The following is a 22,059-nucleotide window of genomic DNA, read 5'->3' as shown; positions in this document are numbered from 1 at the left end:
TTTACACCATCCATACCAAAATCAACAAAATCACAAAAGCTGCCACCAAAAATCTAAGCATTAAGTTTAAGCTGTTTGGCATAATCATTTTTTGTGAAATATTTTGAGAATACAAAGCAATTTTTTCAACTATTCTGTCAAAAATATAAAGATCACAATGTTTTAAAATCGTACATAAGCTTTCATATTTTGAAACGATAAATTGATGATAGAATTGAGGAATAAAATAATCATTACTTAAAAGTTTGTGAATTTTATTTTCTTCAATACTTTCTTTAAACCAAGAATTTTTATAAGCAAAAATAGCCAAAATTACACCCAAAATAGCTGCCGCACTCGCACAAATCATTACAATTTGATTTTGCGCATCAATAAAAACTAATTTTGTGCTTAAATATTCAAAAAAACTATGTTCAAAAAATCCTGCAATAATAGCTAAAACCATCAAAGGACTCATAGCCAAAAGTGCGATTTTACTTGCTTCATGTGGATGCTCATCATGTCTTGCAGGGGTAAAAAATACCAACATTAAAAGTCTAAAGCTATAAAATGCTGTTAAAAAAGCTGCGATTAAAAGCACTAAAAAAATACCATGATGAAAAGAAATGAAAGAATATCCTAAAATCAAATCTTTAGAGAAAAATCCTGCAAAAGGATAAATTCCTGCTAAAGCTAAAGATCCTATACACATCAAAATAGCGGTAAATTTTAAAGGTTTAAAAAGTCCACCCATTTTTTTAATGTCTAATTTATCATTCATAGCATGCATTACATTTCCAGCACCTAAAAAAAGTAAAGATTTAAAAAAAGCATGTGTAGCTAAGTGAAATAAAGCTATACCATAAGCCCCAAGTCCTGCAGCCACAAACATATATCCAAGTTGCGATAAGGTAGAGTAAGCAATAATGCGTTTTAAATCCCTAGCCACCAAAGCCATAGAGGCTGCAAAAATCGCTACAAAAGCTCCAAGTAAAGCAATAATATAAGAAACCTCAGGAACTAAATCATAAAGCGTACTTGCACGAATTACCAAATAAACCCCCGCTGTTACCATGGTTGCTGCATGGATTAATGCAGAAACAGGAGTTGGCCCTGCCATAGCATCAGCAAGCCAAGTGTGAAAAGGAAATTGTGCAGATTTTCCCATAGCCCCTATAAATAAACAAGTTGCGATTAAGATCAAAGCATTGTGATCTAGGCTTTGTGCCATGGAAAAAACTTCATCATATTTTAAAGTTCCTGCTTGCAAATAAAGCCAAAAAATTCCTAAAAGCATACCCAAATCCGCAATACGATTCATAATAAAAGCTTCATTAGCCGCAAAAGAATAAGTATCATTTTTATACCAAAAACCTATGAGCAACCAAGAGCAAAGCCCAACGCCTTCCCAACCTACGAAAAGTCCTAAAAAATTATCACTCATGACTAAAAAAAGCATAGAAAAGACAAAAAGCCCCAAATAAGCAAAAAATTTATTAAAACCTTCATCATGAGCCATATAAAAAATACTATAAAAATGCACACAAGTAGCTACAATACCTACAACACTCATCATAGTAAGTGAAATAGCATCTATATCAAAACCAAAATTTACTCCAGCAAACCATTCAAACAAACTCACATTAAAAGCTTCATTGCAAAAAAGCAAATACAAAGAACAAAAAGTACTCAAAGCTACTAGAAGTGAACAAAATATCCCTACAAATTGTTTTTTCTCACTCAAAGCAAAACAACTTGCAAACAAAAAAGCCATAAAAGGACTAAAAAGAGAAATCAAAGCCAAATTTTGCATACTAAGCCTCCACTTCTTTTAAGCTTTTTAATTCCAAAGTGCCTTTTCTTCTATACCAAAGCACACACAAAGCTACACCAACAGCTACTTCACAAGCCGCTACACCCATGATAAAAAGCGCAAAAACCTGTCCATTTAAATCATTGTGCATTTTAGAAGCTGCTACTAAAGCTAAATTAGCACTATTTAATAAAATTTCACTCGAAATAAAAAGCATAATGAGATTTTGTCTTTTTAAAATCCCTACAAGCCCTATGACAAACATTAAAATAGCAACGAAAAAATACTTTTCTATCATTGTTTTTCCTTTGTAAGCTCTTTATGAGTAAGAGTGATAGCACAAACTAAAGCGATCAAAAGCAAAATAGCTATAAACTCAAAAGCTAAAAGATATTTTGAAAAAATCGCTAAAGCCAGTTGTTTATTAAAATCAAACAAAGCAGGATCATTTAAAGGCAAATCCGTACTGATATTTTGGTATTTAAAACCTATAAGCATGGCCAAAAGTAAAATTGCACTTAAAACCACCAAAGTAAAAAAACTTTTTTTAGCTTTAAGTTGTTCTTTAAATTCTTTAGAAGCATCAAAAAACATCATCGCAAAACTATAAAGTCCAAGTACAGCTCCACTATAAACAATAATTTGTATCACGCCTAAAAACTCTGCATCAAGTAAAAAATAAAATCCCGATAAAAACACCATTCCACCCGCTAAAGCAGAAAGAGAATAAAGCATATTTTTACTTAAAACCGCAATAGCAAAAAAGCCTAAAACCACTACACTAAAAAATACAAAAGCCAAATTTTCTATCATTTATTTTCTCCTTGCTCTTGTGTGTTTTGATTTTCTAAGGCTCTTTCAATCATCACATCATAATAATTTGGCGTTTTTTTAACCCACAAATTTGCATCCTTTCTAAGACTTCCTGCTCCTTCAAATTCAACTTGATTTTTAAGCTTATCAATAGGAGTTAAAAAATCTTGCTTATAGCCAAAATAAGACCTTTGCTCGGCTGCATTTTCATACTCTGTGCCATGCACTATAGCAAGTTCAGGGCAAACCTCAGCACAAAAACCACAATAAATACAACGCCCTAAATTAATACTATAATTTCCTACTTTTTTACGCCCATTTTCATCTAAAGAAGTTTCCATTCTGATACAATTACTAATGCAAATTTTTTCGCAAAGCCCACAACCTATACATCTTTCATTTTCGCTTTCTATAAAACGCATCAAACGATGAACAGCACGGTAACGATTGTCAAGCTTTACCTTTTCAAAAGGATATTTAATCGTAGCGCTATTATTTCTCTTAAGCAATTCTCTCATCATCACAAAAAGCCCTACAAAAAGCTCTAGTTTAACGCTTCTACGCAAAGCTTGTGAAATTTTCTCCCAAGTGCTAACAGGAGTTTTTCTTTTTTCATCCACTAAGTAATAATTTTTCATATCAAACTCCTATAAAAGAACTGCCAAAGCAGTGATTAAAAGGTTTAAAACCGCTAAAGGGATTAAGATCAAATAGCACATTTTCATCACTTGATCTGGACGCAATTGCGGAAAAGCAGCTCTTGCCCAAAAATACCAAAAGAAAATAAAACTTGATTTTACTATCATCATAATCCAACCAGGAATAATCCAAAAGCTATTAAAACCCCCTAAAAACAAAAGAGTTACCAAAATAGCTCCAGCTATCATAGAAGCATATTCACCTATAAAAAACATACCCCATCTTAAACCCGAATACTCCGTTCCATAACCCGCTACAATTTCAGCATCATTTTCCGTCAAACAAAGCGGAGTTCTATTAGTCTCTATAAATAAAGCAATTATAAAAAGCACAAAAGCCAAAGGCTGTTTAAAAATAAGCCAAGAAAAAAATCCATCGCTTTGATAATTGTTAATATCCACCAAAGAAAAAGAACCTACAAGCATTACAATAGCAATCAAAGCTAAAGCTCCTACGCTTTCATAGGAAATAATCGCTACAAGCCCTCTTGCAGCCCCTAAAATCGACCATTTATTATTGCTTGCAAGTCCACCCAAAAACACCGCATAAAAGCAAAGCCCTGAAGTACCGATGACAAAAAGCAAAGCTACATTGATATCTGCCACTATAGGCTGAATCACCCTTCCAAATAAAGTAAATTCAGGTAGCATAGGAATAGCTGCTAAAGAAACAAAAGCACAAATAGCAGAAATCAAAGGTGCTATAGCAAAAATAAATTTTTGCGAATTTGAAGGGATTATATCTTCTTTAGTAAAAAGTTTTATCATATCAGCTACAAGTTGAATAAGCCCAAAAGGCCCTACCATATCAGGTCCTATGCGTCTTTGAAAATAAGCTAAAACCTTTCTTTCAGCATAAGTTGCAAGACCTGCTAAACTCGCAAATATTGCAATGATAATAATACATTTAATCAAAGCCTCTAAAGCAAAAAAAGCAAAATCACTCATGGTTTGCTCCTAATTTTTCTAAATTCGCCACAACAAATCTTTCATCAAACAAACTTAGCGTATCAAGTTTTTCATCAAAATACGGCAAGAAAGCTCCATTTTTTATATCCTTATCCACACGCACGCTAAGGCTTAATTCTTTATCTTTTATTTTAAGTTTTACAAGATCTTTATCTTTTAAATTTTTCTCTTTAGCTAAATTTTCACTTACACCTAAAAAAATCACCTCATTAATCGCACTAGCACGATTTGAAAATCTACCAAATTGATAGCTAGGATTAGCACTATAAAGCAAAATTTCATCTTCTTTTAGGCTTAAATTTTCAAAATTTGGAGAGATGAATTCTTTTTTAGCAACTTGTTTGAAACATTCTAAATTAAGCTCATATCCCCTTTTACAATCGCCTGCATTGGTATAAAAATTGTCTAAATGATCAAAATCAATCGGAGAAAAACCTTTATTTATAGGGAGTCTCTTAGTATAATTTATAGTATATTCCTCATCAAAACCTAAAGCATTAGCCAAATCATTTAAAAAATATCCCTTAAATTCTAAAGCAGCGTTAGTTGGTACCACTCTTTTATCATAATTTAAAAAAGTTCCTTCTTGCTGATTTAAACTCGCACTAGCTAAATTTGCATGCTCTTCATAAGAAAAACTAAAATCACCTTTTTCATTGTAGCCTAAAGTCTTGCCTTCTTGTGCGTTTTTATCCAAATCACAAATCATAGCCACACCTAAGGTATTAGTATGCGTAGGATTTAAAAAGACTTTAAAAGGAGTGGTATTTTGGATCAAAGCAAGTAATTTAGCAAGTTTTTTCGCATTTTTATGAAAATAAAAATCACTCCCTATAACAAGAGTAAAATTTGCTTTTTTAAGCAATAAATCTTCTAATTTATCTTCATCTATGCCTAAATTTTTAGCAAAAACAGAGCGTTGTACTTCTATGATTTTTTTCACTTTCTTAGGCACGACTTTTTTTACTTCTTTTTGAATTTCATTGCCTTCTTCATCTTTTTCTATGACTTGTTCTACAACTTCTTCGTTGATACTTTCTTCTATTTCTTTATTTTCACTAACAAAAAACTCTGCTAAATGAGTTTTGATACCTTCATCTTGGCTAAATTTTTGAAGTAAAAAATATAAAATTTGCTCTTCATCACCACTTTTATGAATATGTGAAATAAAATTTTTAGAATATTTTGCTATACCCATATCTTCCATAGGATGAAAATAAAGCCCTGAGCCTTTATTCATCACTAAAGCATTATTGATTTTATAGCTAAGCGTTGGAGCATCATATCTTAAAAGCATTCCAGCCACAACCAAAAAATCACTTTTTGTTATATCTTGAGTATTAGCACTATAAAACTCACCAGAATTAGCGATAAATTCTTGTAAAAATTCTTTAAATTTCAAAGCTTCTTCATTGATTAAAGAAAGATTAAATTTCTTTTTTAAATTTTGTAAAATCAAAGCTTCTTCATTGGTAATAAAACTATTAAATTTAATGTTTTTAATTTCATTTTTCTCAAAAAGTTCCACAAGTTCTTTAAAGGCTTTTTCATCTTTATCCGCCTCATTTTGCGTATCAAAAGCAAATCTTGCAGCCTTATTTAAACTTGCAAAGGCAAAATCATTACTCACACGATAAATTTTTTCTTTTTGATTGCTAATACCACTTTGCTTAATATCATAATACATCAACTCACAATCGCTTGAATGTGGATTTGAAGCAGGGATTCTTTTAAGTTCCCAAATATTTGAAGTGTATTGAAATTTCGAACCTATCAAAGCTCCTGTTGGACACACGCTTGTACATTCTCCACAAAATGAACAATCAAGCGTATCACCATTTGCAGGGCCTATCAAACTTTTTTGAAATTTAGTCCAAATCGCATAAGCATCTTTTCCCATGCTCTCTTTAAAGCTATTATCCACACTATCTCCGCCACGAGGAACAGTCTTTAAAGCACTTTCGCCGATTTTATCCTTACAAACTGTAATACAACGCTCACACACTATGCAAAGTGCGGGATCGTAATTAATCATTCCCCAATGTTTATGCGGTTTATGCGTGTCTTTAATCCAATATTTTTGAACATTTACACGACTTTTATGAGTGAAATTTTGCAATTCACACTCGCCTGATTTATCACAAACTCCACATTCTAAAGGATGATTGATGCAATAAGCTTGCATGATCTCATTTCTTTCATCCCAAAGATTTTGCAAATCACTTTCTACAACCATACCCTCTTTTGCTTTAGTATTGCAAGAATATACCTTTTTACCATCAGCTTCAACCATACACATACGACAAGCCAAAGTAGGACTACAGCCTGAAAGATAGCAAATCGCTGGGATAAAAATATCATTTCTTCTTGCTATATTTAAGATATATTCGCCTTCTTCAAAGGCGCAATCTATACCATTAATCTTAACTGTCATTTTGCTTCCTTTATACGAATTGGAGTAAAATCAAAACCATTATTTTCATAATTTAAAAAAGCTATGGTGCCTTGTAAATTTTCATCTAAACAAAGCTTAGTTTTAAAACTAAAATCTTTAGCTAAAATTTCAACTTCACTTTGATCTTTGCATTTTGCAATTTGTAAAAATTGCTTTGAACAATGTAAATTTTTATCTTGCAAATTTGCTCTAAAAAGCACTAACCCGTCATAATTATCGAGTTCTTTTAGGGTGTTTAATTTTGCCTTTTTAAAATCGCATTCTTCTTCATCGCTATCTAAAATCTTTAATCCATATTTTACACTTAGGAAATTCAAAAAATATTTGATATTTTCACTATCTTTATAAGAATGGATATTTTTATCTATAATTAAATACTTAACCTCTTTTAAAAAAGCAAGCACTTCGCCTGCTTCTTCCTCTCCAAAACAAGATTCAGCACTTAAATATCCCTCATCTAAATCGCAAAATTGTCCTTCATCGCTTAATTTACAAAGCAAGGCCAAAACAAAACTCAAACTTGCAATTTCGCATTTGTAAAATTTAGCTTTTAAGTTTTTATCTTCCAAACAAGAAATATTAATGCTATTTACACCTATTTTTTCACATAAATTTTTGTTTTTAAGGCTTGGCATATCTAAAAAACAAAGAGCATTATCATAAATCATACTCTCTCTCCTTTTTTATAACAATAGTCCAATCGACTTGATTAAATTTCAAAGAATTTAAAAGCTCACAGCCTTGTTCTTTTACAAAAGAAAAACTTTTTTCAACAGGAGAAAAATCGCCGATTTCAAAAAGCACCACTAAAACCTCACCTTGTTTTGCTTCTTTTATGATTTGTGCTAAATCTTCAAAAAGCTCTTTGCTTTTTCTTAAATCTACCCTTCTCATCGATCTATCTCACCTAAAACTATATTTACATTACCCATAATGGCTACAACATCAGCTAAATAAGTACCTACAAGCATTTCTTCAAAAAACGCACAATGCCAATAACTAGGCGTTCTAGCCTTTAAACGATAAGGTCTTCCTGTACCATCACTATGGATAAAAAAGCCAAGCTCACCTTTTGGACTTTCAGTAGGCACATAAACTTCGCCTTTAGGGGGTTTTAAACCTTGAGTGATTAAAACAAAATGCTGCATTAAAGAATAATTCTGCGTTAAAATTTGTTCCTTTGAAGCACTTACATACTCAGGATGCATAGCTAAAATTTCAGGCGGAGTATCTTTATAAAGCATGGCACATTGTCTAAGGATTTTCAAACTTTCACGAAATTCTTGCATATAAACTTTATATCTTGCATAAGAATCCCCTTGCGTAGCATAAGGCACACCAAATTCAACTTCATTATAAAGCAAATAAGGCTCTTCTTTGCGTATATCGTATTTTATGCCACTTCCTCTTAACATCACACCCGTACAACCCCAATTTAAGGCTTGTTCTTTAGTAACCACACCTACATTTTCAGTTCTTAAACGCCAAATTCTATTATCATCTAAAAGATCTTCATAATCTTTTAAATCATTTGGAAATTTATCGCAAAATGCAAGCATTTCTTCTAAATAATTCTCAGGTAAATCAAGCATAACCCCGCCTATTCTCATAGAAGAATGCGTAAGCCTTGCACCGCAATACTTTTCTATCAAATCCAAAACATACTCTCGTTCTCTAAAACAGTATAAAAATACACTCATCGCACCAATATCAAGCGCATGAGTAGCAAGCCAAAGCAAATGCGATGTGATACGGTTTAATTCTAAAAGTATCATGCGTATCACTGCGGCACGGCGTGGAATCTCTAAACCACAAAGCTTTTCAACCGCTGCACAATAAGCATAATTATTCGCTGAAGCAGCAATATAGTCCATTCTATCAGTAGTAGGAATAAATTCTTGATAAATCATATTTTCAGCCATTTTTTCCATACCACGATGCATATAACCTATACAAGGACGCGCTTTTACAACTTGCTCTCCATCGAGTTCTAAAATAAGACGCAAATTTCCATGCGCTGAAGGATGTTGAGGGCCTAAGTTGATAATCATTTTTGAGTCTTCTTGCTCAAAAGCTATATTTTCATAATAAGGTTTTAACTTGCTAGGAATTTGCATTTTAACGCCTTTTCTCTAAAATTTTTGCTTCATCACGTTTTACTTTTTTTACAAAAGCCACACCTTCATCTTCTTGATATTCTTGTTTAAAGGAAATTTCCTTCTTTTGACCACCTTTTGGCACTTCATGGTAAAGTCTTGCAAAATTTAGCGTATCTTTATCATCAGCAAAACCAGAATCTCTTTGTTCTTCGCCCACTACTTCACGATATTCTTTGCCAAAAATTTTATCAATCTCATACCATCTTGCAAACTCATCGCCCTTTAAAGGATAAGTTTTTAAAAGCGGATGTCCAAACCAATCATCAGGCATTAAAATGCGTTTTAAATTGGGATGATTTATGATGAAAATTCCAAACATATCATAAATTTCTCTCTCACTCCAATTTGCCCCTTTAAAAACATGAGCCACGCTTTGTAAACGCTCTTTTACGCCTACAAAAGTTTTTATTCTCACTCTTAATTTTTTTTCTAAATTTAAAAGCTGATAAAACACTTCAAAACCATTTTTACTTGCTATAAAATCAATAGCGCTTGCTTCTGTAAAACTTAAATACCCTAAAGTTTTAAGCATTTGCAAAGTTTTAACATTGTCTTCTTTTTTAATTTCTATTACCCAAAAATCAAGTTCTACAAAGGAATTTAAAATTTCTACTTGAGTTTTTAAAACTTCAAAATCCTCTTTAAAAACACTTTCATTAACATCAGATTTTACAGTGTGTGGCGCATGATAAAATCTATCTTTGTAGTAATTTTGAGTTTGAGCATTTTTTTTATCGCTATACTTTCTCATTATACCAACCTTTTAGGTGCGATTTTACGACTTGCTTTTTCTTTGCGGATCTTTTTTTGCAAAATCATCAAAGCAAACTGAAAACTTTCTGGACGTGGAGCACAGCCTGGCACATAAATATCTACAGGTATAATTCTATCCACTCCTTGAACAGTAGAATAAGTATTAAACATACCGCCTGTATTGGCACAACTTCCCATAGAAATCACCCATTTAGGATCAGGCATTTGATCATAAAGTCTTCTTGTAAATTCAGCATGCTTTTTACATAAAGTTCCTGCGATAATCATTACTTCACTATGGCGTGGCGAAGCTCTAAAAATCGTTCCAAATCTATCAAAATCATATCTTGAACCCCCAGCCGCCATCATCTCAATCGCACAACAGGCAAGTCCATAAGATAAAGCCCATAAAGAATTACTCCTACCCCATTGAACTAGTTTATCAACACTAGTTAAAACTACGGGTAAACCACTTGCATAATTTATTTGATGCTCTGCCATGCAAACGCTCCTTTTTTATAAGCATATAAAAATCCAACTCCTAAAAGTACGATAAAAACAAAAACTTCTAAAAGTCCAAACCAACCTAAATCTTTAAAAATCAATGCCCAAGGAAACAAAAACACAACTTCTATATCCAAAAGTATGAAGATTAAGGCGATGATGAAAAATTGAGAGTTAATCTTGTTAGCTTGTTTAACAGGAATAGGACCACATTCATAAATTCCAAGTCCTAATTTTTTACGATTTTTTGCGGCAAAATTATTACCGATTTTTGAAGCTAAAAAAACCAGTCCAAAAAAAATAACACTAGCAAGTACTAGCATTAAAAAAATACCAAAATAAGGATGCGAAGCATCTATATGAGACATTTATTCTCCTTTTTTAAAGCACTTTAATCACTCCACAACAAAAATTAAATTTACACTTTTCTTTATTTTACTCTAAATTTTCTATATTGAAACTTATATTAAAAAATATTTTTTAAAGTTTTAATTTTTTATGATTAAATTTATAAAAAAGATCACTTTGATGGCTTATAAATATATAAGAAATATTATTTTTTTGCTGATAGTCATATAAAAAAGTTAAAATTTCTTTAGAAGTTTTAATATCAAGCGCTGAAGTAATTTCATCTAAAATCAACAATTTAGGATTTAAAACCAAAGCACGGATAAGACCTACACGTGTGGCTTCTCCTCCGCTTAACTCATAGGGCTTTTGTTCTAAAATTTGTTTTTTTAGACTAAAAAAATCAAAAAATTCTAAAATCAAGTTATCATTCTTTTGTAAATTAAAATTTTCCAAACCATCTTGTATAAGATTTCTGATTTTTTTATAAGGGTTTAAAGCCATTTTTTGATCTTGAAAGCAATACTGAATTTGCTTTCTTAAAAGTCTTTGTTTGTTTTTATCAAGCTTGTGCAAGTTAAGATTTTCATACCATACCTCACCTTCACTTGGATCTTCTAAAAAACAAAGAATTCTAGCTAATGTGCTTTTACCTACACCACTTTTACCTAAAATTATTAAATTGTCATTTTTATTTAAAGAAAAATTGACATTATCAAAAATAATATGTCTTTCTTTTTTTAAATACCAATGCTTTTTAAGCTCATAAAACTTACTTAAATTACAAACTTTAAGCATTATAATACCTTAAAAACTCATCTAAGCTATATAAATTTGAACTATTTTTTTCTAGCATAAGAATTTCATCTGCTAAAGAATTTACCAAATTTAAATCATGAGTGATACAAACCAAGGCTGCAGTATTTTTTAATTCTTCTAAAATCGATATGATCTTTGAAGCGTTTTCTTTATCCAAAGAAGCTGTGATTTCATCACAAATTAAAATTTGGGGTTGATTTAATAATGCCAAAGCTAGGCTCACCCTTCTTGCCATACCCAAACTTAATTCATTAGCATAAGAATGCCACAAACGATCAAGATTTTCAAATCCTAATTTTTGAAAATAAGAAAAAGCGTAATCTTTTCTTTCTTTTTGTTTTAATTTTGTATGAGTTTTTAAAACAAGATGACATAAATTTCCAATATCCAAATAAGGATAAAGACTAAGCTCTGCATCTTGCAAAACAAGTGCCACCTTAGAACGAAAATTTCTAAGCTCTTCTTTGTTAAAATTAAAAATACAAGAATTATGAAAACTTAATTCATCAAAACTTATTGTGAAATTAGAATCTAAAAGTCTTACCAAAGCTTTTCCCAACAAACTTTTGCCCACTCCACTTTGTCCTAGTATCATTAAAGTTTTGCCTGTTTTTATATCTAAATTAATATCCTTAAGCAATAAATTATTCTTCAAACTGATATTTAAATTTCTTACCTTCAAGATCTTATACCCCAAATTTTTTGTAAAAAATTACCCAACCATAAAAGAGGTAAAAACAACAAAAGCAAGCTTAAAAGTGGAAAAAGTATCATCCACCAAGCACCTATAAAAACTGCTTTTGAAGACTCACTCAAAAGAGTACCTAAAGTTGGAATTTCAAATCCTAAACCCAGTCCAAAAAAACTCAAAGTAGCTTCTGTAACTATAGCATGAACGATATTAAATATAAAAAGTGTAAAAATCAGTGTTTTTAAAGCAGGTATTAAATCTTTAAAAAAAGCTCTAAATTTAGTTCTTCCAAGCACTATATTTGCTTTGTAAAAATCTAAATTTTCAAGTCTTTTTAATTCACTTTCTATAATTCTTGCTATGAAACACCAATGAATTAAAGCGATTAAAAAAATCATCAAAAATACATCAGAAGTTATCATACTTTGAAAAAACATCATAAGTAAAAAAGCAGGCAAGGCTAAAAAAAACTCTAAAATACGCATCCAAAAAACATAAAAAAAACATCGTGCTAAAAACAAATAACACAAAGCAAAGATAATAGACAATAAAGATCCACCAACACCTATAATCAAAGAATTTCTCAAAGCAAAAAGCAAACGAGAAAACAAATCCCTGCCTAAAAAATCAGTCCCTAAAATATAAGTAAAATTAGGAGCTTGATGCAAATTTTCTAAATGAGTACTTAAAATATCAAAAGGAGTCAAACAAGGTGCAAACAAGGCACATAAAAATAAAAAAATTAAAGGCGCAAGAATGATAAGAAATTTAAACAAAATCAAGCCTTCTTAATCTAGGATTTAAAATCCTAGCTACAATATCACTTAAAAATGTAAAAAATGCTGCAAGCAAAACACTAAAAAATATAAGTGCAAGCACAACAGGATAATCTTTAAAAATAATACTTTTAAAAAGTAAAGATCCAAGCCCCTCGTAAGCAAAGACACTTTCTACCACATAAGTTCCCATCATAAAACTTAAAGCACTTCCCCCAAAATAAGCTACAATAGGACTTAAAGAATATTTCAAAACTAAAAAATAAATATCTTTCTCCCTTAAAGCCCTAGCGTATAAATTTTGAATAAAAATTTGAGAAAAACTTTCATTGATAAAATTTCTAGCAATCCTTAAAAATAACGCCAAATGTGATAAAACGAGCACCAAAACAGGCAAAATCAAATGCTCTAAACGATTTAAAAAATCATCTTCAAAGCCTATATCACTACTTCCTATAACAGGTAAAATTTTCCAAAAAATTCCAAAAATCAAAACAAACAATAAAGCCAAAACAAAAGGAGGTAAAGCAAAAAAATTAAAAGCTAAAAAAGTGATGATTTTATCTATAAAACTTTCTTTATAATAATATCCCAAAAGTGCCAAAAAAACGCTGAGTAAAAACAAAAGCATTAAGGCACCAAAACCCAAAATAAAAGTATTAAAAATTCTTTCTTTTATAAGCTTTAAAACACTTTCTCCACTTAAAAAAGAAACTCCTAAATCTCCTTTTAAAGCCTTAAAAAGCCAAATTTTATACTGCTCTAGTAAAGGCTTATCAAGCCCTAAATTTTGTTCTATTCTTTGAATAAATTCTTTACTTTGTGAATTAACTCCATTAGCATAAGCTATACTACCTTTGCTAAAATGAAGTAAAACAAAACATAAAAAAGTACTAAAAAATGCTATGAAAATACTAAAAACTAAGCGTTTTAGCACTATTTACTCCACTCATAAACATTCCAAGTAAAACCCACTCCGTGATGACCTAAAGTCCTTGTTTTGATACCTTTTAAATCGTTATTATAAACCAAAGCAAAATCAAGATAGGCCAAGAAAATAAAAGGTGGATTTTCATACAAAGCATCTATAAAATCTTTATAATATTTTTTTCTCTCTTCTAAATTTGAAGTATTTCTTGCTTTTTGCAAGGCTATATCCACTTTTTTATCATGATAATGTCCAAAATTCCAACCCTCATCATTTAAAGCACTATCTTGCGAACTTTCAAATACCCTAAAAGTGTGAAAATCAGGATCCAAAGGACTTCCCCAGCCTATTAAAAAACTATCTACTTTAGAATAATCAAAACTTCCAGCAGGTTTAGCCACCACCTTGCTTACAACTCCTATTTTTCTAAATTCGCTTTGCAAAATTCCAGCCAAACTTACCCTTAAAGGATCATTACTCATCGCCCAAATTTCAAATTCTAAAATTTTCCCATCTTTTTCAAAATTTCCATCTTTATTTTTCTTAAAACCTGCACTTACAAGTAAATCCTCGGCTTTTTTAGGATCATATTTGTAAATTTTAAAATTCTTAGAATTTGCCCAAGAACGCTCTAAAGGGTGATTAGCTACAAAAGCATAATCATGTAAAAGATTTTTTACTATACTTTCTTTATCAACTGCGTAATTTAAGGCTTGTCTTACTTTTAAATCTTTTAAAAATTCATTATCAAAATTAAACATTAAAGCCCGATAATCAGCCGATTTTTCACGTAAAATTCCAAAATTTTCATCATTTTTAAAAATATTTAGCAGAGAAACATCGATTAAAGCTGCGTCTATCTTGCCATTTTTAAGCTGAGCACTAGCTATAGAAGGATCAAAAATGTGTTTTATAATAAGTCTTGGAGTTTTTACCTTATCAAGATAAAAATGTTCATTGGCTTTAAATTCAACATATTCACCTTTTTTCCATTTTACAAATTTATAAGGACCTGTACCTATAGGATTTTGATTAAAAGAGCTTGTGTTTAAATTCTCATTTTCAAGCAAATGTTTAGGAAGCATACCTATGCTTAAAGCATCTAAAAATGCAGGATAAGGTTTAAAAAGTGTGATTTTCACATGAGAAGGATTTAAAATTTCCACACTTTTAATGTCTTTAAAATTGACATAAATAGAAGAATTGTTTTTAGGATCTTTAAAGGCTTCTATACTAAATTTCACATCATCAGCACTAAATTTGACTCCATCATGCCATAAAACATCATCTCTTAAAAAAATATCATAAACAAGCCCGTCTTTACCAACATCCCAAGACTTAGCCAAATCAGGTTTTAAACTCATATTTTCATCAAAACGCGTAAGCCCTGAAAATACAAGATTAATCACTGCATCATGATCCTCACTATAAGCAGGATTTATCCTTGCGATTTCATTTTCAACTACTATAATAAGTGTATCTTTTGGGATTTTTGCTTCTAAATTCGCAAACAACAACATTGCAAAAATTAAAAATCTCAACATAAAAAACCTTTTTATTTTAATAACGCACAAAATTATAAAACAAAAAAGCTCAACTCGCAAGCCTATACGGGGGATAAAGCTATATTTTAGTTATAAATTTATATTTAAATACTATTTTAATAAATTTTTATCATTATATTATTCAAATTTTTATTTTTTGATGTTAAATTCATAAACGAAAAATTCATTATAAAGCCTATATTTATGAGTTTTAAAGTCTTAATTTTAATTGAATAAAATTATTATTTGTACTATAATCGCAATTACTTTTTGTCACATAAATGTAAGGAGATAACATGGAACAAAATCGTAGAGATTTTTTAAAATGGAGTTCTTTGTTTGGCGGCTTAACCTTAAGTCCTATAAGTCTAAGTGCAAATTTATTAAAAACTCCACCATTGATCAGCAAATGGGCTGGATGTAATGTAAATTGCGGAACAAAATGTCCTGTAAAAGTGCATACTCAAGATGGAATTATTAAATATGTCAGCACTAATAATGAAGGTGATGATAGCTTTGATAATCGTCAAGCAAGAGCCTGTATTAGAGGGCGTAGTTCAAGATATAAAGTTTACAATGCAAATCGCTTAAAAAGACCTTTAAAAAGAACGGGAAAAAGAGGCGAAGGTAAATTTATGCCTATTTCTTGGGAACAAGCTTTTGATGAAATTTCTGCCAAAATGCAAGAAATTAAAGAAAAATACGGCAATGAAGCCTTTTATATAAATTATGCAACAGGAACAATAATCAATCGCTGTACACAAGGTCCATGGGCTAGACTTTTAAGTCTTTATGGTGGTTATTTAAATTATCATAATTCTTATTCTACGGCTCAAATTTCAAATGCTATGAATTTTTTCTATGGTGGATCTCCTGCTAGCGATATATACACTTTACGCTCTGCAAAATTAGCTATATTTTTTGGAGCAAATCATGTTGAAACTAGAATGAGAGGTGGTGGAGTAGGCTATGCTTATCAAAAAGCCTTAGAAGAAAGTGGATGTAAAATAATTCACATTGACCCAAGATACAATGATTCTATGATAGGGCATTGCGATGAGTGGATACCTATAGCACCAGGAACCGATGCAGCTTTAATTGCTGCACTAACTTATGTGATGATAAAAGAAGATTTACTTGATAGAACTTTTCTTGATAAATACACCATAGGCTTTAGCGAAAATACTCTGCCACAAGATGCAGCCAAAAACTCAAGCTATGAAAGCTATGTTTTAGGACTAAGCGATGGAGTAGAAAAAACTCCTGATTGGGCTAGCAAGATTACAAAAATTCCAGCACGCCGCATAGTTCAACTTGCAAGAGAAATTGCCACCATAAAGCCTTGTTTTATAGAACAAGGTTGGGGAAGTGCAAAGACATTCAAATGGAGAACAAAATGCAAGGGCGATAGCAACTCTAGCTTGTATTACAGGAAATATTGGCATAGAAGGGACAAATACAGGATGTCGAACAGGGTCAAGTAAAACATATGATATAATGGGCATGCCTTTTAAAAATCCAATAAAAGATTCCATTCCTTGTTTTTTATTTACAGACGCTATTTATCGCGGAAAAGAAATGACAGATATTAGTGATGGGGTGCGTGGCACAACACAATTAAAACAAAATATCAAATTTATTTTCAATACAGCAGGAAATTGTCTTACAAATCAACACAGCACCATTAAAGAAGTGCATGATATTTTAAGCGATGAGAATTTGTGTGAGTGTATAGTAGATGTTAATGTAACTAGAACTCCGTCAAATAACTACGCAGATTATATCTTACCTGATGCAACTATGCTGGAGCAAGAAGATTTTATAAGACCTAGCGCAGGATATTATAGCAATAAGCCTTATATTATTTATTGTCAAAAAGCTATCGAGCCAGTTGGTGAAGCAAAACCTATTTATGAAATGTGTCTTGAACTTGCTAAAAGACTTGGCATAGAAAAAGAATTTAGCGAAGGAAGAACACAAAAAGATTGGCTAAAATACCTTTATGAAGAAAATATGAAAAAAAATCCACTTTTGCCTAGTTTTGAAGAAATGTGCGAAAAAGGACTTGTAAAATTTGAGCCTGTAAAACCTGTAGTGGCATTACAAAGTTTTATAAAAGATCCTATCAATAATCCTTTAAAAACTCCTAGCGGAAAGATAGAAATTTATAGCACAAAACTCGCACAAATGCAAAAAACTTGGAAATTAAAAGAAGGACAACAAATAGTGCCTATTCCTGTTTTTGAAAGCCAAAGAGAAGGGATTTTAGATCCATTAAAACAAAAGTATCCTTTGCAATTTTTTGGCTATCACTACAAAGGCAGAACGCATTCTAGCTTTTGGGAAATTCCACAAATTAGAGAAGCTAATCCGCAAGAAATTTGGATAAATACCATAGATGCAGAGCAAAGAAGTATCAAAACGGGCGATGTGGTGCAAGTAAGAAATGACTTAGGAATCATACAAGGCATAGCAAAAGTTACTCCAAAAATCATACCAGGTTGTGCAGTAACCCCACAAGGTGCATGGGTAAAATATGAAAATGGTATCGATATGGGAACTTGTGTAAATTCTTTGGCAAGTATAGTACCAACTGCTATTTCTAAAGGAAATGGACAACATTCTATTTTAGTTGAAATTGCAAAAGTTTAAGGAGAAAAAGATGAAATTAGAAGAAAATTCACAATTTGGTTTTATGCTAGATCAAAGCAAATGCGTAGGCTGTAGGACTTGCTCACTTTCTTGTAAGGATTATAAAAACATGCCTGTGGGGGTTAATTTTCGCCGTGTATTTGAGACTGAAGGGGGAAATTGGACAGCTAAAGAAGATGGAAGTTTTGAGCAAAATGTTTTTGCTTACTACACTTCTATTTCTTGCAATCATTGTTCTAATCCATCTTGTCTTAAAGCTTGTGCTATGGCATGTCCTTATGGCGCACCTCAATTTAACCATGAAAGTGGTCATATGAGCAAATGCGATGGGTGTTATGAGAGATTAAAAGAAGGTAAAAATCCAATTTGCGTGGACTCTTGTCCTTTTAGAGCATTAAAAGCAGGCGATATAACAAAACTGAGAGAAGAACACGGAAATTTAGCCTCTATCACACCTTTACCTGATGCTTCTATCACGCATCCGAATTTATGTATAGTGCCTGAAAAGCATAGTTTGCCTTCAGGTAATAAAAGTGCGATTTTTCATCTACCTCAAAACTACCAAGGAGTTAAAAATGACATCATTTAATCACATTTTAAGCGAAATGCCTTTGGTGTTATTTACTATTTTAGCACAAGCTGTAATTGGACTTAGTTTGGTTTATGCACCTGCATTTATAAATGGTTACAAAAATTATGCAAATTTAAAGTCTTTTGGATTAGCCTTAGGAATTGCAATGATGGTTGCTTTTATCCCTTCATTTTTTCATTTAAATGATATTACACACATTTTTAATGTATTAAATAGAATGGGTGTTTTTTATGCAAACAATGAGTGGCACATAGGCTGGATGAATAATGAAATTTTATTTGTATCTCTTGTGTGTGCTTTGGGTTTTTTACTTTATCTAAAAACTTCAAATTGGGTGTTTTATCTTACGCTAATATGTGGAATTTTAGGACTTTTCTTTATGAGTGGAGCTTATGGCTCCATGCAAGAAAGTGTGCCTACTTGGGATTTTAAGATCACTTTGCTTTATTTTTTTGCTAGTGCTATATTTTTAGGCGCTATTATTTATTATTGTTTTTTTGAAAATAGCGAACATGAAAGAAAAATGTCGTTTTTTACAGGACTTATAGGTATAGGGCTTTTAAGCACTGCTATAGTTTTGCAAACCCTACATGTAGGACAAACTTGGATTATGGGGCTTGTAAACCCTTTTGAACTTTTAGGTGGAACCTATGATTGGTTTATATCGCTTTCTTTTGCATTCTTAGGACTTGGGACTGTTGCTTGGTATTTGCATAATTATTTACATGAAAAATTTAAAAGTAAATTTTTTGCTTATTTTGCCTTACTTTGTGCATTTTTAGGGGTATTTACCACCAGAATGCTATTTTATGGACTTATAAGTACTCAAATCATGTTGGGACATTCTTAATGCAAAAATTAGCAATAGATATATTTATCAATTTTTTGCAAAATCCACCTAATCATTTTTTGCTAGAAAAACTTAAAAAAGAAGAATTCTGGCAAAATTGGTTTTTAAAAAATAATAGCAAATTGCAATGCACCGCTTTAAAGCTTTTATCATCTTCAAACGAAGATGATAAATTAATAGCAAGTGATTTTACATCTTTGTTTTTAAGCGATGTTGATTATGTAAAAGCACCGCCTTTTGCTTCTTTTTATCTTGATGAAAATAAAGAAATTTATTCAGATAATTCTGATAAAATTAAGCAAATTTTTGTGCAAAATAACTTTTTTTCTTTTTTTAATGAAGAGCCTGCAGATAGCTTGATAAATGAATTATTATTTATTAGTTTTTTAATCAAAAAACAAGATGATATAATTTTGCAAAAATTCTTAAAAGAAGAATTTTTTACTTGGTTTAACATGTGGAGTTTTGATGTTATCAATAAAGCTAAAACACATTTTTATAAAGCATTAACAATGTTAATGCAAGACTTTTTCAATCAACTAAATACAAAATTTTAACACAAGTCAATTTTTTTCTCCTTTTTAAGATATATAATATCTCTTTTACATTAAAAAGGAGAAATTATGACAAAAGAACAAATACAAATCATCAAAGATTGTGTGCCTATTTTGCAAAAAAATGGAGTAGATTTAACCAATGAGTTTTATAAAATAATGTTTAATGATTATCCTGAGGTAAAACCTATGTTTAATATGGAAAAACAAATTTCAGGAGAACAACCAAAAGCTTTAGCGATGGCGATTTTAATGGCAGCTAAAAATATAGAAAATTTAGAAAATATGAGAAACTTTGTTGATAAAGTTGCTATAACTCATGTTAATTTAGGGGTTAAAGAAGAGCATTATCCTATAGTTGGAGCTTGCCTTTTAAAAGCCATTAAAAATCTTTTAAATCCTGACGAAGCTACTCTTAAAGCTTGGGAAGTTGCTTATGGAAAAATTGCTGAATTTTATATCAATATAGAAAAAAAGCTCTATGATAAATAATATAAGCCCATTTTTTGGGCTTTAATCAAATTTTTCTACTAAATTTTTAGCTAATTCCTTTATATTCTCACCCTTTAATTCGCTGATTTCACCATTTTGAGCCAAGAAAATTCTATCAGCACTATCAAAATATGCATCATCATGTGTGATAGCAAAGATTGTTTTACCTTGCTCTTTTAGCAAAGGTAAAAGTTTTTTATAAAAAAATCTTCTAAAAACAGGATCTTGATCAGCCGCCCATTCATCAAGCACTAAAATATCCCTTTCTTCAAGCAAGGCTATAAGCATAGCTAAACGCTTTTTTTGCCCTGTAGAAAGTTTGGTTAAGGTCAGTTCATTATCTTTGACACTTGTTTTATCTTTAAGTTCTAAAAACTCCAACCAAAAAGCAATTTTTTCTTCGCTTGCAAAATTTTCTTTATTTAAGGTTTTAGTAAAAAGATGAAAATCGCTAAAAACAGCAGAAATAAGAGATCTATACTCATCTAAATTTTTATCATCTATAAGCGTATCATCAACATAAATTCCGCCTTTGCTTGGCTTAAAAAGTCCTGTCAAAAGCATACAAAAAGTGGATTTACCACTTCCATTTTTACCTATTAAAAATACCAATTCACCTTTTTTAAGTTCTATATTTACAGGATTTAAATGAAAATTTTCTTCATAAGCAAATTGAGTATTTCTAAAAGAAATTTTTTTCCATTCACTGATATAATGTGTTTTTTTAAAACCTTCTATATAATCATCTAATTCCAATTTTGCGATCTTATCCAAAGCGATTTTTGCCAAAAGCAAAGTAGGAAAAGATCCTATCATAGATACTAAAGGGGTTCGTAAAAACAAAATAGAAAGAGCTATAGTTGTAGCATCTGCAACACTTGCCCATTCAAATTTTAAAGCTAAGTAAAACTCTACACCCACTAAAGCCAAAAGAGTTACATTTGTCCAGTTGTTTGAGAGATTGTTAAAAAGATTACCTAAAGTACTATTTTTCTTTTTCAATCTTGCATTATTTTCAAATTCATCTTCATAATAAAGCTTGGCTCTATCACGATTGATCAAAAGTTCTTTATGTCCATCTAGTATATTTTGGTAATTATTTTGCAAAGCATCATCATTTTCCCTTGCCTTTCTAAAATACTGATATACTTTCATCATCAAAAAATTATTAGTAATAAAAATAACCATAATCCATACCACACACAAAGCAAAAATTTGTGGTGAAAGATAACATAAATAAACACTAGTGCATAAAATCAATATACTTGATTGTAAAAAATCAGGCAATCTTAAAAGCCCAAAAGATATATTTCTCACATCACTTCCCAAAGAAGCTAAAATTCTAGCTTTACCTACTTTAGCGACTCTTAACAAAGGGGTGTCTAAGATCTGCTTTACTACGCGCCTTTGCATTTTAAAAATAAAATTTTGTCCAAAAATACTAAGTCCAAGTTCAACTATGGTAGAACTTATAAAAAAAATCAAAAGCAAAACAATAAAATAAAAAATAGGAATGTTTTGTGCATTTTTAAGCAAACAATCATTGATAAAAACAAGAGTTAAAACTCCAACAGCGCTTGTAATAAAAGAAAAAAGCAAAAAAGAAATTAACTTTAATTTATTTTGCTTAAGTAATTCCATAATAAAAGGCATTTATAAACTCCAAAATA

The 22,059-nt window shown here is 30.9% G+C and carries 24 protein-coding genes; 6 read left to right on the top strand and 18 right to left on the bottom strand.

Features of this window, described 5'->3' with window-relative positions; all coding sequences use genetic code 11:
- Position 1: 1 nt before the first annotated feature.
- From nuoL to BGS40_RS08865, 17 genes are all read right to left on the bottom strand, one after another.
- Positions 2–1,792, bottom strand: coding sequence for an NADH-quinone oxidoreductase subunit L (nuoL, locus tag BGS40_RS08945; RefSeq protein ID WP_096738636.1), 1,791 nt, complete (start codon positions 1,790–1,792; stop codon positions 2–4).
- 1 nt (position 1,793) lies between these two features.
- The gene (gene nuoK / locus BGS40_RS08940; protein WP_002851490.1) at positions 1,794–2,090 is read right to left on the bottom strand and encodes an NADH-quinone oxidoreductase subunit NuoK; all 297 of its coding nucleotides are present in this window, start codon (positions 2,088–2,090) and stop codon (positions 1,794–1,796) included.
- Positions 2,087–2,605: an NADH-quinone oxidoreductase subunit J gene (locus tag BGS40_RS08935; RefSeq protein WP_052782040.1), complete on the bottom strand. Its 519-nt coding sequence runs from the start codon at positions 2,603–2,605 to the stop codon at positions 2,087–2,089. Before BGS40_RS08935 ends, nuoK begins: the two co-directional genes overlap by 4 nt.
- A complete protein-coding gene (nuoI, locus tag BGS40_RS08930) occupies positions 2,602–3,243 on the bottom strand; it encodes an NADH-quinone oxidoreductase subunit NuoI (protein ID WP_052782041.1) in 642 nt (213 codons plus the stop codon). Before nuoI ends, BGS40_RS08935 begins: the two co-directional genes overlap by 4 nt.
- Before the next feature lie 9 nt (positions 3,244–3,252).
- On the bottom strand, positions 3,253–4,251 hold the full coding sequence (gene nuoH, locus BGS40_RS08925) for an NADH-quinone oxidoreductase subunit NuoH (RefSeq protein ID WP_002866861.1): 999 nt from the start codon (positions 4,249–4,251) through the stop codon (positions 3,253–3,255).
- A complete protein-coding gene (locus tag BGS40_RS08920; RefSeq protein ID WP_052857969.1) occupies positions 4,244–6,706 on the bottom strand; it encodes an NADH-quinone oxidoreductase subunit G in 2,463 nt (820 codons plus the stop codon). The genes nuoH and BGS40_RS08920 overlap by 8 nt, the downstream gene beginning before the upstream one ends.
- Complete coding sequence (locus BGS40_RS08915; RefSeq protein ID WP_002851266.1) at positions 6,703–7,395, bottom strand: hypothetical protein; 693 nt, start codon at positions 7,393–7,395, stop codon at positions 6,703–6,705. Before BGS40_RS08915 ends, BGS40_RS08920 begins: the two co-directional genes overlap by 4 nt.
- A complete protein-coding gene (locus BGS40_RS08910; protein ID WP_096738635.1) occupies positions 7,385–7,621 on the bottom strand; it encodes an NADH-ubiquinone oxidoreductase subunit E family protein in 237 nt (78 codons plus the stop codon). The genes BGS40_RS08915 and BGS40_RS08910 overlap by 11 nt, the downstream gene beginning before the upstream one ends.
- Positions 7,618–8,844 carry an NADH dehydrogenase (quinone) subunit D gene (gene nuoD, locus BGS40_RS08905; protein ID WP_002876090.1) on the bottom strand — a complete coding sequence of 409 codons (1,227 nt, stop codon included), beginning with the start codon at positions 8,842–8,844 and terminating at the stop codon, positions 7,618–7,620. The genes BGS40_RS08910 and nuoD overlap by 4 nt, the downstream gene beginning before the upstream one ends.
- Position 8,845: 1 nt before the next feature.
- A complete protein-coding gene (locus BGS40_RS08900; RefSeq protein ID WP_072227233.1) occupies positions 8,846–9,640 on the bottom strand; it encodes an NADH-quinone oxidoreductase subunit C in 795 nt (264 codons plus the stop codon).
- On the bottom strand, positions 9,637–10,140 hold the full coding sequence (locus BGS40_RS08895; protein ID WP_002824974.1) for a NuoB/complex I 20 kDa subunit family protein: 504 nt from the start codon (positions 10,138–10,140) through the stop codon (positions 9,637–9,639). Before BGS40_RS08895 ends, BGS40_RS08900 begins: the two co-directional genes overlap by 4 nt.
- Positions 10,122–10,511: an NAD(P)H-quinone oxidoreductase subunit 3 gene (locus tag BGS40_RS08890; RefSeq protein ID WP_002824972.1), complete on the bottom strand. Its 390-nt coding sequence runs from the start codon at positions 10,509–10,511 to the stop codon at positions 10,122–10,124. The genes BGS40_RS08895 and BGS40_RS08890 overlap by 19 nt, the downstream gene beginning before the upstream one ends.
- Positions 10,512–10,623: 112 nt before the next feature.
- Positions 10,624–11,289, bottom strand: a complete 666-nt coding sequence (locus tag BGS40_RS08885; RefSeq protein WP_096738634.1) for an ATP-binding cassette domain-containing protein — start codon at positions 11,287–11,289, stop codon at positions 10,624–10,626.
- Positions 11,282–11,992, bottom strand: a complete 711-nt coding sequence (locus BGS40_RS08880) for an ATP-binding cassette domain-containing protein (protein WP_011050003.1) — start codon at positions 11,990–11,992, stop codon at positions 11,282–11,284. The genes BGS40_RS08885 and BGS40_RS08880 overlap by 8 nt, the downstream gene beginning before the upstream one ends.
- On the bottom strand, positions 11,989–12,783 hold the full coding sequence (locus tag BGS40_RS08875) for an ABC transporter permease (protein ID WP_096738633.1): 795 nt from the start codon (positions 12,781–12,783) through the stop codon (positions 11,989–11,991). The genes BGS40_RS08880 and BGS40_RS08875 overlap by 4 nt, the downstream gene beginning before the upstream one ends.
- Complete coding sequence (locus BGS40_RS08870; RefSeq protein WP_052793982.1) at positions 12,770–13,714, bottom strand: ABC transporter permease; 945 nt, start codon at positions 13,712–13,714, stop codon at positions 12,770–12,772. The genes BGS40_RS08875 and BGS40_RS08870 overlap by 14 nt, the downstream gene beginning before the upstream one ends.
- Positions 13,714–15,249, bottom strand: a complete 1,536-nt coding sequence (locus tag BGS40_RS08865; protein ID WP_096738632.1) for an ABC transporter substrate-binding protein — start codon at positions 15,247–15,249, stop codon at positions 13,714–13,716. Before BGS40_RS08865 ends, BGS40_RS08870 begins: the two co-directional genes overlap by 1 nt.
- 296 nt (positions 15,250–15,545) lie before the next feature.
- On the opposite strand from BGS40_RS08865, the gene BGS40_RS09855 reads away from it, so the two are divergent.
- From BGS40_RS09855 to cgb, 6 genes are all read left to right on the top strand, one after another.
- Complete coding sequence (locus BGS40_RS09855; protein WP_251824447.1) at positions 15,546–16,733, top strand: molybdopterin-dependent oxidoreductase; 1,188 nt, start codon at positions 15,546–15,548, stop codon at positions 16,731–16,733.
- Positions 16,618–17,901, top strand: coding sequence for a molybdopterin dinucleotide binding domain-containing protein (locus BGS40_RS09850; protein ID WP_257841731.1), 1,284 nt, complete (start codon positions 16,618–16,620; stop codon positions 17,899–17,901). Before BGS40_RS09855 ends, BGS40_RS09850 begins: the two co-directional genes overlap by 116 nt.
- 10 nt (positions 17,902–17,911) lie before the next feature.
- On the top strand, positions 17,912–18,490 hold the full coding sequence (locus BGS40_RS08855) for a 4Fe-4S dicluster domain-containing protein (RefSeq protein WP_096738631.1): 579 nt from the start codon (positions 17,912–17,914) through the stop codon (positions 18,488–18,490).
- Positions 18,477–19,343, top strand: coding sequence for a dimethyl sulfoxide reductase anchor subunit family protein (locus BGS40_RS08850; protein WP_070306359.1), 867 nt, complete (start codon positions 18,477–18,479; stop codon positions 19,341–19,343). The genes BGS40_RS08855 and BGS40_RS08850 overlap by 14 nt, the downstream gene beginning before the upstream one ends.
- Entirely contained in the window at positions 19,343–19,900 is a 558-nt protein-coding gene (locus tag BGS40_RS08845; protein WP_096738630.1) for a TorD/DmsD family molecular chaperone, read from the top strand. Before BGS40_RS08850 ends, BGS40_RS08845 begins: the two co-directional genes overlap by 1 nt.
- A 66-nt stretch (positions 19,901–19,966) precedes the next feature.
- The gene (cgb, locus tag BGS40_RS08840; RefSeq protein ID WP_002871946.1) at positions 19,967–20,389 is read left to right on the top strand and encodes a single-domain globin Cgb; all 423 of its coding nucleotides are present in this window, start codon (positions 19,967–19,969) and stop codon (positions 20,387–20,389) included.
- Positions 20,390–20,410: 21 nt separating this feature from the next.
- Here cgb and BGS40_RS08835 read toward each other — a convergent pair whose 3' ends face one another.
- Positions 20,411–22,042 carry a multidrug ABC transporter permease/ATP-binding protein gene (locus tag BGS40_RS08835; RefSeq protein ID WP_096738629.1) on the bottom strand — a complete coding sequence of 544 codons (1,632 nt, stop codon included), beginning with the start codon at positions 22,040–22,042 and terminating at the stop codon, positions 20,411–20,413.
- Positions 22,043–22,059: the final 17 nt, after the last annotated feature.

It is taken from the genome of Campylobacter sp. 107, assembly GCF_002383835.1.
In the GTDB taxonomy this organism is placed as follows: domain Bacteria; phylum Campylobacterota; class Campylobacteria; order Campylobacterales; family Campylobacteraceae; genus Campylobacter_D; species Campylobacter_D jejuni.
Note: the sequence above shows the minus strand (reverse complement) of the source record. Positions and strands in the feature narration are given on the sequence as shown.

What these genes read in the sequence shown, in the direction of transcription:
- nuoL (WP_096738636.1), bottom strand. Translation starts at nt 1,792, where the DNA reads ATGCAAAATTTGGCTTTGATTTCTCTTTTTAGTCCTTTTATGGCTTTT.
- nuoK (WP_002851490.1), bottom strand. Translation starts at nt 2,090, where the DNA reads ATGATAGAAAAGTATTTTTTCGTTGCTATTTTAATGTTTGTCATAGGG.
- BGS40_RS08935 (WP_052782040.1), bottom strand. Translation starts at nt 2,605, where the DNA reads ATGATAGAAAATTTGGCTTTTGTATTTTTTAGTGTAGTGGTTTTAGGC.
- nuoI (WP_052782041.1), bottom strand. Translation starts at nt 3,243, where the DNA reads ATGAAAAATTATTACTTAGTGGATGAAAAAAGAAAAACTCCTGTTAGC.
- nuoH (WP_002866861.1), bottom strand. Translation starts at nt 4,251, where the DNA reads ATGAGTGATTTTGCTTTTTTTGCTTTAGAGGCTTTGATTAAATGTATT.
- BGS40_RS08920 (WP_052857969.1), bottom strand. Translation starts at nt 6,706, where the DNA reads ATGACAGTTAAGATTAATGGTATAGATTGCGCCTTTGAAGAAGGCGAA.
- BGS40_RS08915 (WP_002851266.1), bottom strand. Translation starts at nt 7,395, where the DNA reads ATGATTTATGATAATGCTCTTTGTTTTTTAGATATGCCAAGCCTTAAA.
- BGS40_RS08910 (WP_096738635.1), bottom strand. Translation starts at nt 7,621, where the DNA reads ATGAGAAGGGTAGATTTAAGAAAAAGCAAAGAGCTTTTTGAAGATTTA.
- nuoD (WP_002876090.1), bottom strand. Translation starts at nt 8,844, where the DNA reads ATGCAAATTCCTAGCAAGTTAAAACCTTATTATGAAAATATAGCTTTT.
- BGS40_RS08895 (WP_002824974.1), bottom strand. Translation starts at nt 10,140, where the DNA reads ATGGCAGAGCATCAAATAAATTATGCAAGTGGTTTACCCGTAGTTTTA.
- BGS40_RS08890 (WP_002824972.1), bottom strand. Translation starts at nt 10,511, where the DNA reads ATGTCTCATATAGATGCTTCGCATCCTTATTTTGGTATTTTTTTAATG.
- BGS40_RS08885 (WP_096738634.1), bottom strand. Translation starts at nt 11,289, where the DNA reads ATGCTTAAAGTTTGTAATTTAAGTAAGTTTTATGAGCTTAAAAAGCAT.
- BGS40_RS08865 (WP_096738632.1), bottom strand. Translation starts at nt 15,249, where the DNA reads ATGTTGAGATTTTTAATTTTTGCAATGTTGTTGTTTGCGAATTTAGAA.
- BGS40_RS09855 (WP_251824447.1), top strand. Translation starts at nt 15,546, where the DNA reads ATGGAACAAAATCGTAGAGATTTTTTAAAATGGAGTTCTTTGTTTGGC.
- BGS40_RS08855 (WP_096738631.1), top strand. Translation starts at nt 17,912, where the DNA reads ATGAAATTAGAAGAAAATTCACAATTTGGTTTTATGCTAGATCAAAGC.
- BGS40_RS08850 (WP_070306359.1), top strand. Translation starts at nt 18,477, where the DNA reads ATGACATCATTTAATCACATTTTAAGCGAAATGCCTTTGGTGTTATTT.
- BGS40_RS08845 (WP_096738630.1), top strand. Translation starts at nt 19,343, where the DNA reads ATGCAAAAATTAGCAATAGATATATTTATCAATTTTTTGCAAAATCCA.
- cgb (WP_002871946.1), top strand. Translation starts at nt 19,967, where the DNA reads ATGACAAAAGAACAAATACAAATCATCAAAGATTGTGTGCCTATTTTG.
- BGS40_RS08835 (WP_096738629.1), bottom strand. Translation starts at nt 22,042, where the DNA reads ATGCCTTTTATTATGGAATTACTTAAGCAAAATAAATTAAAGTTAATT.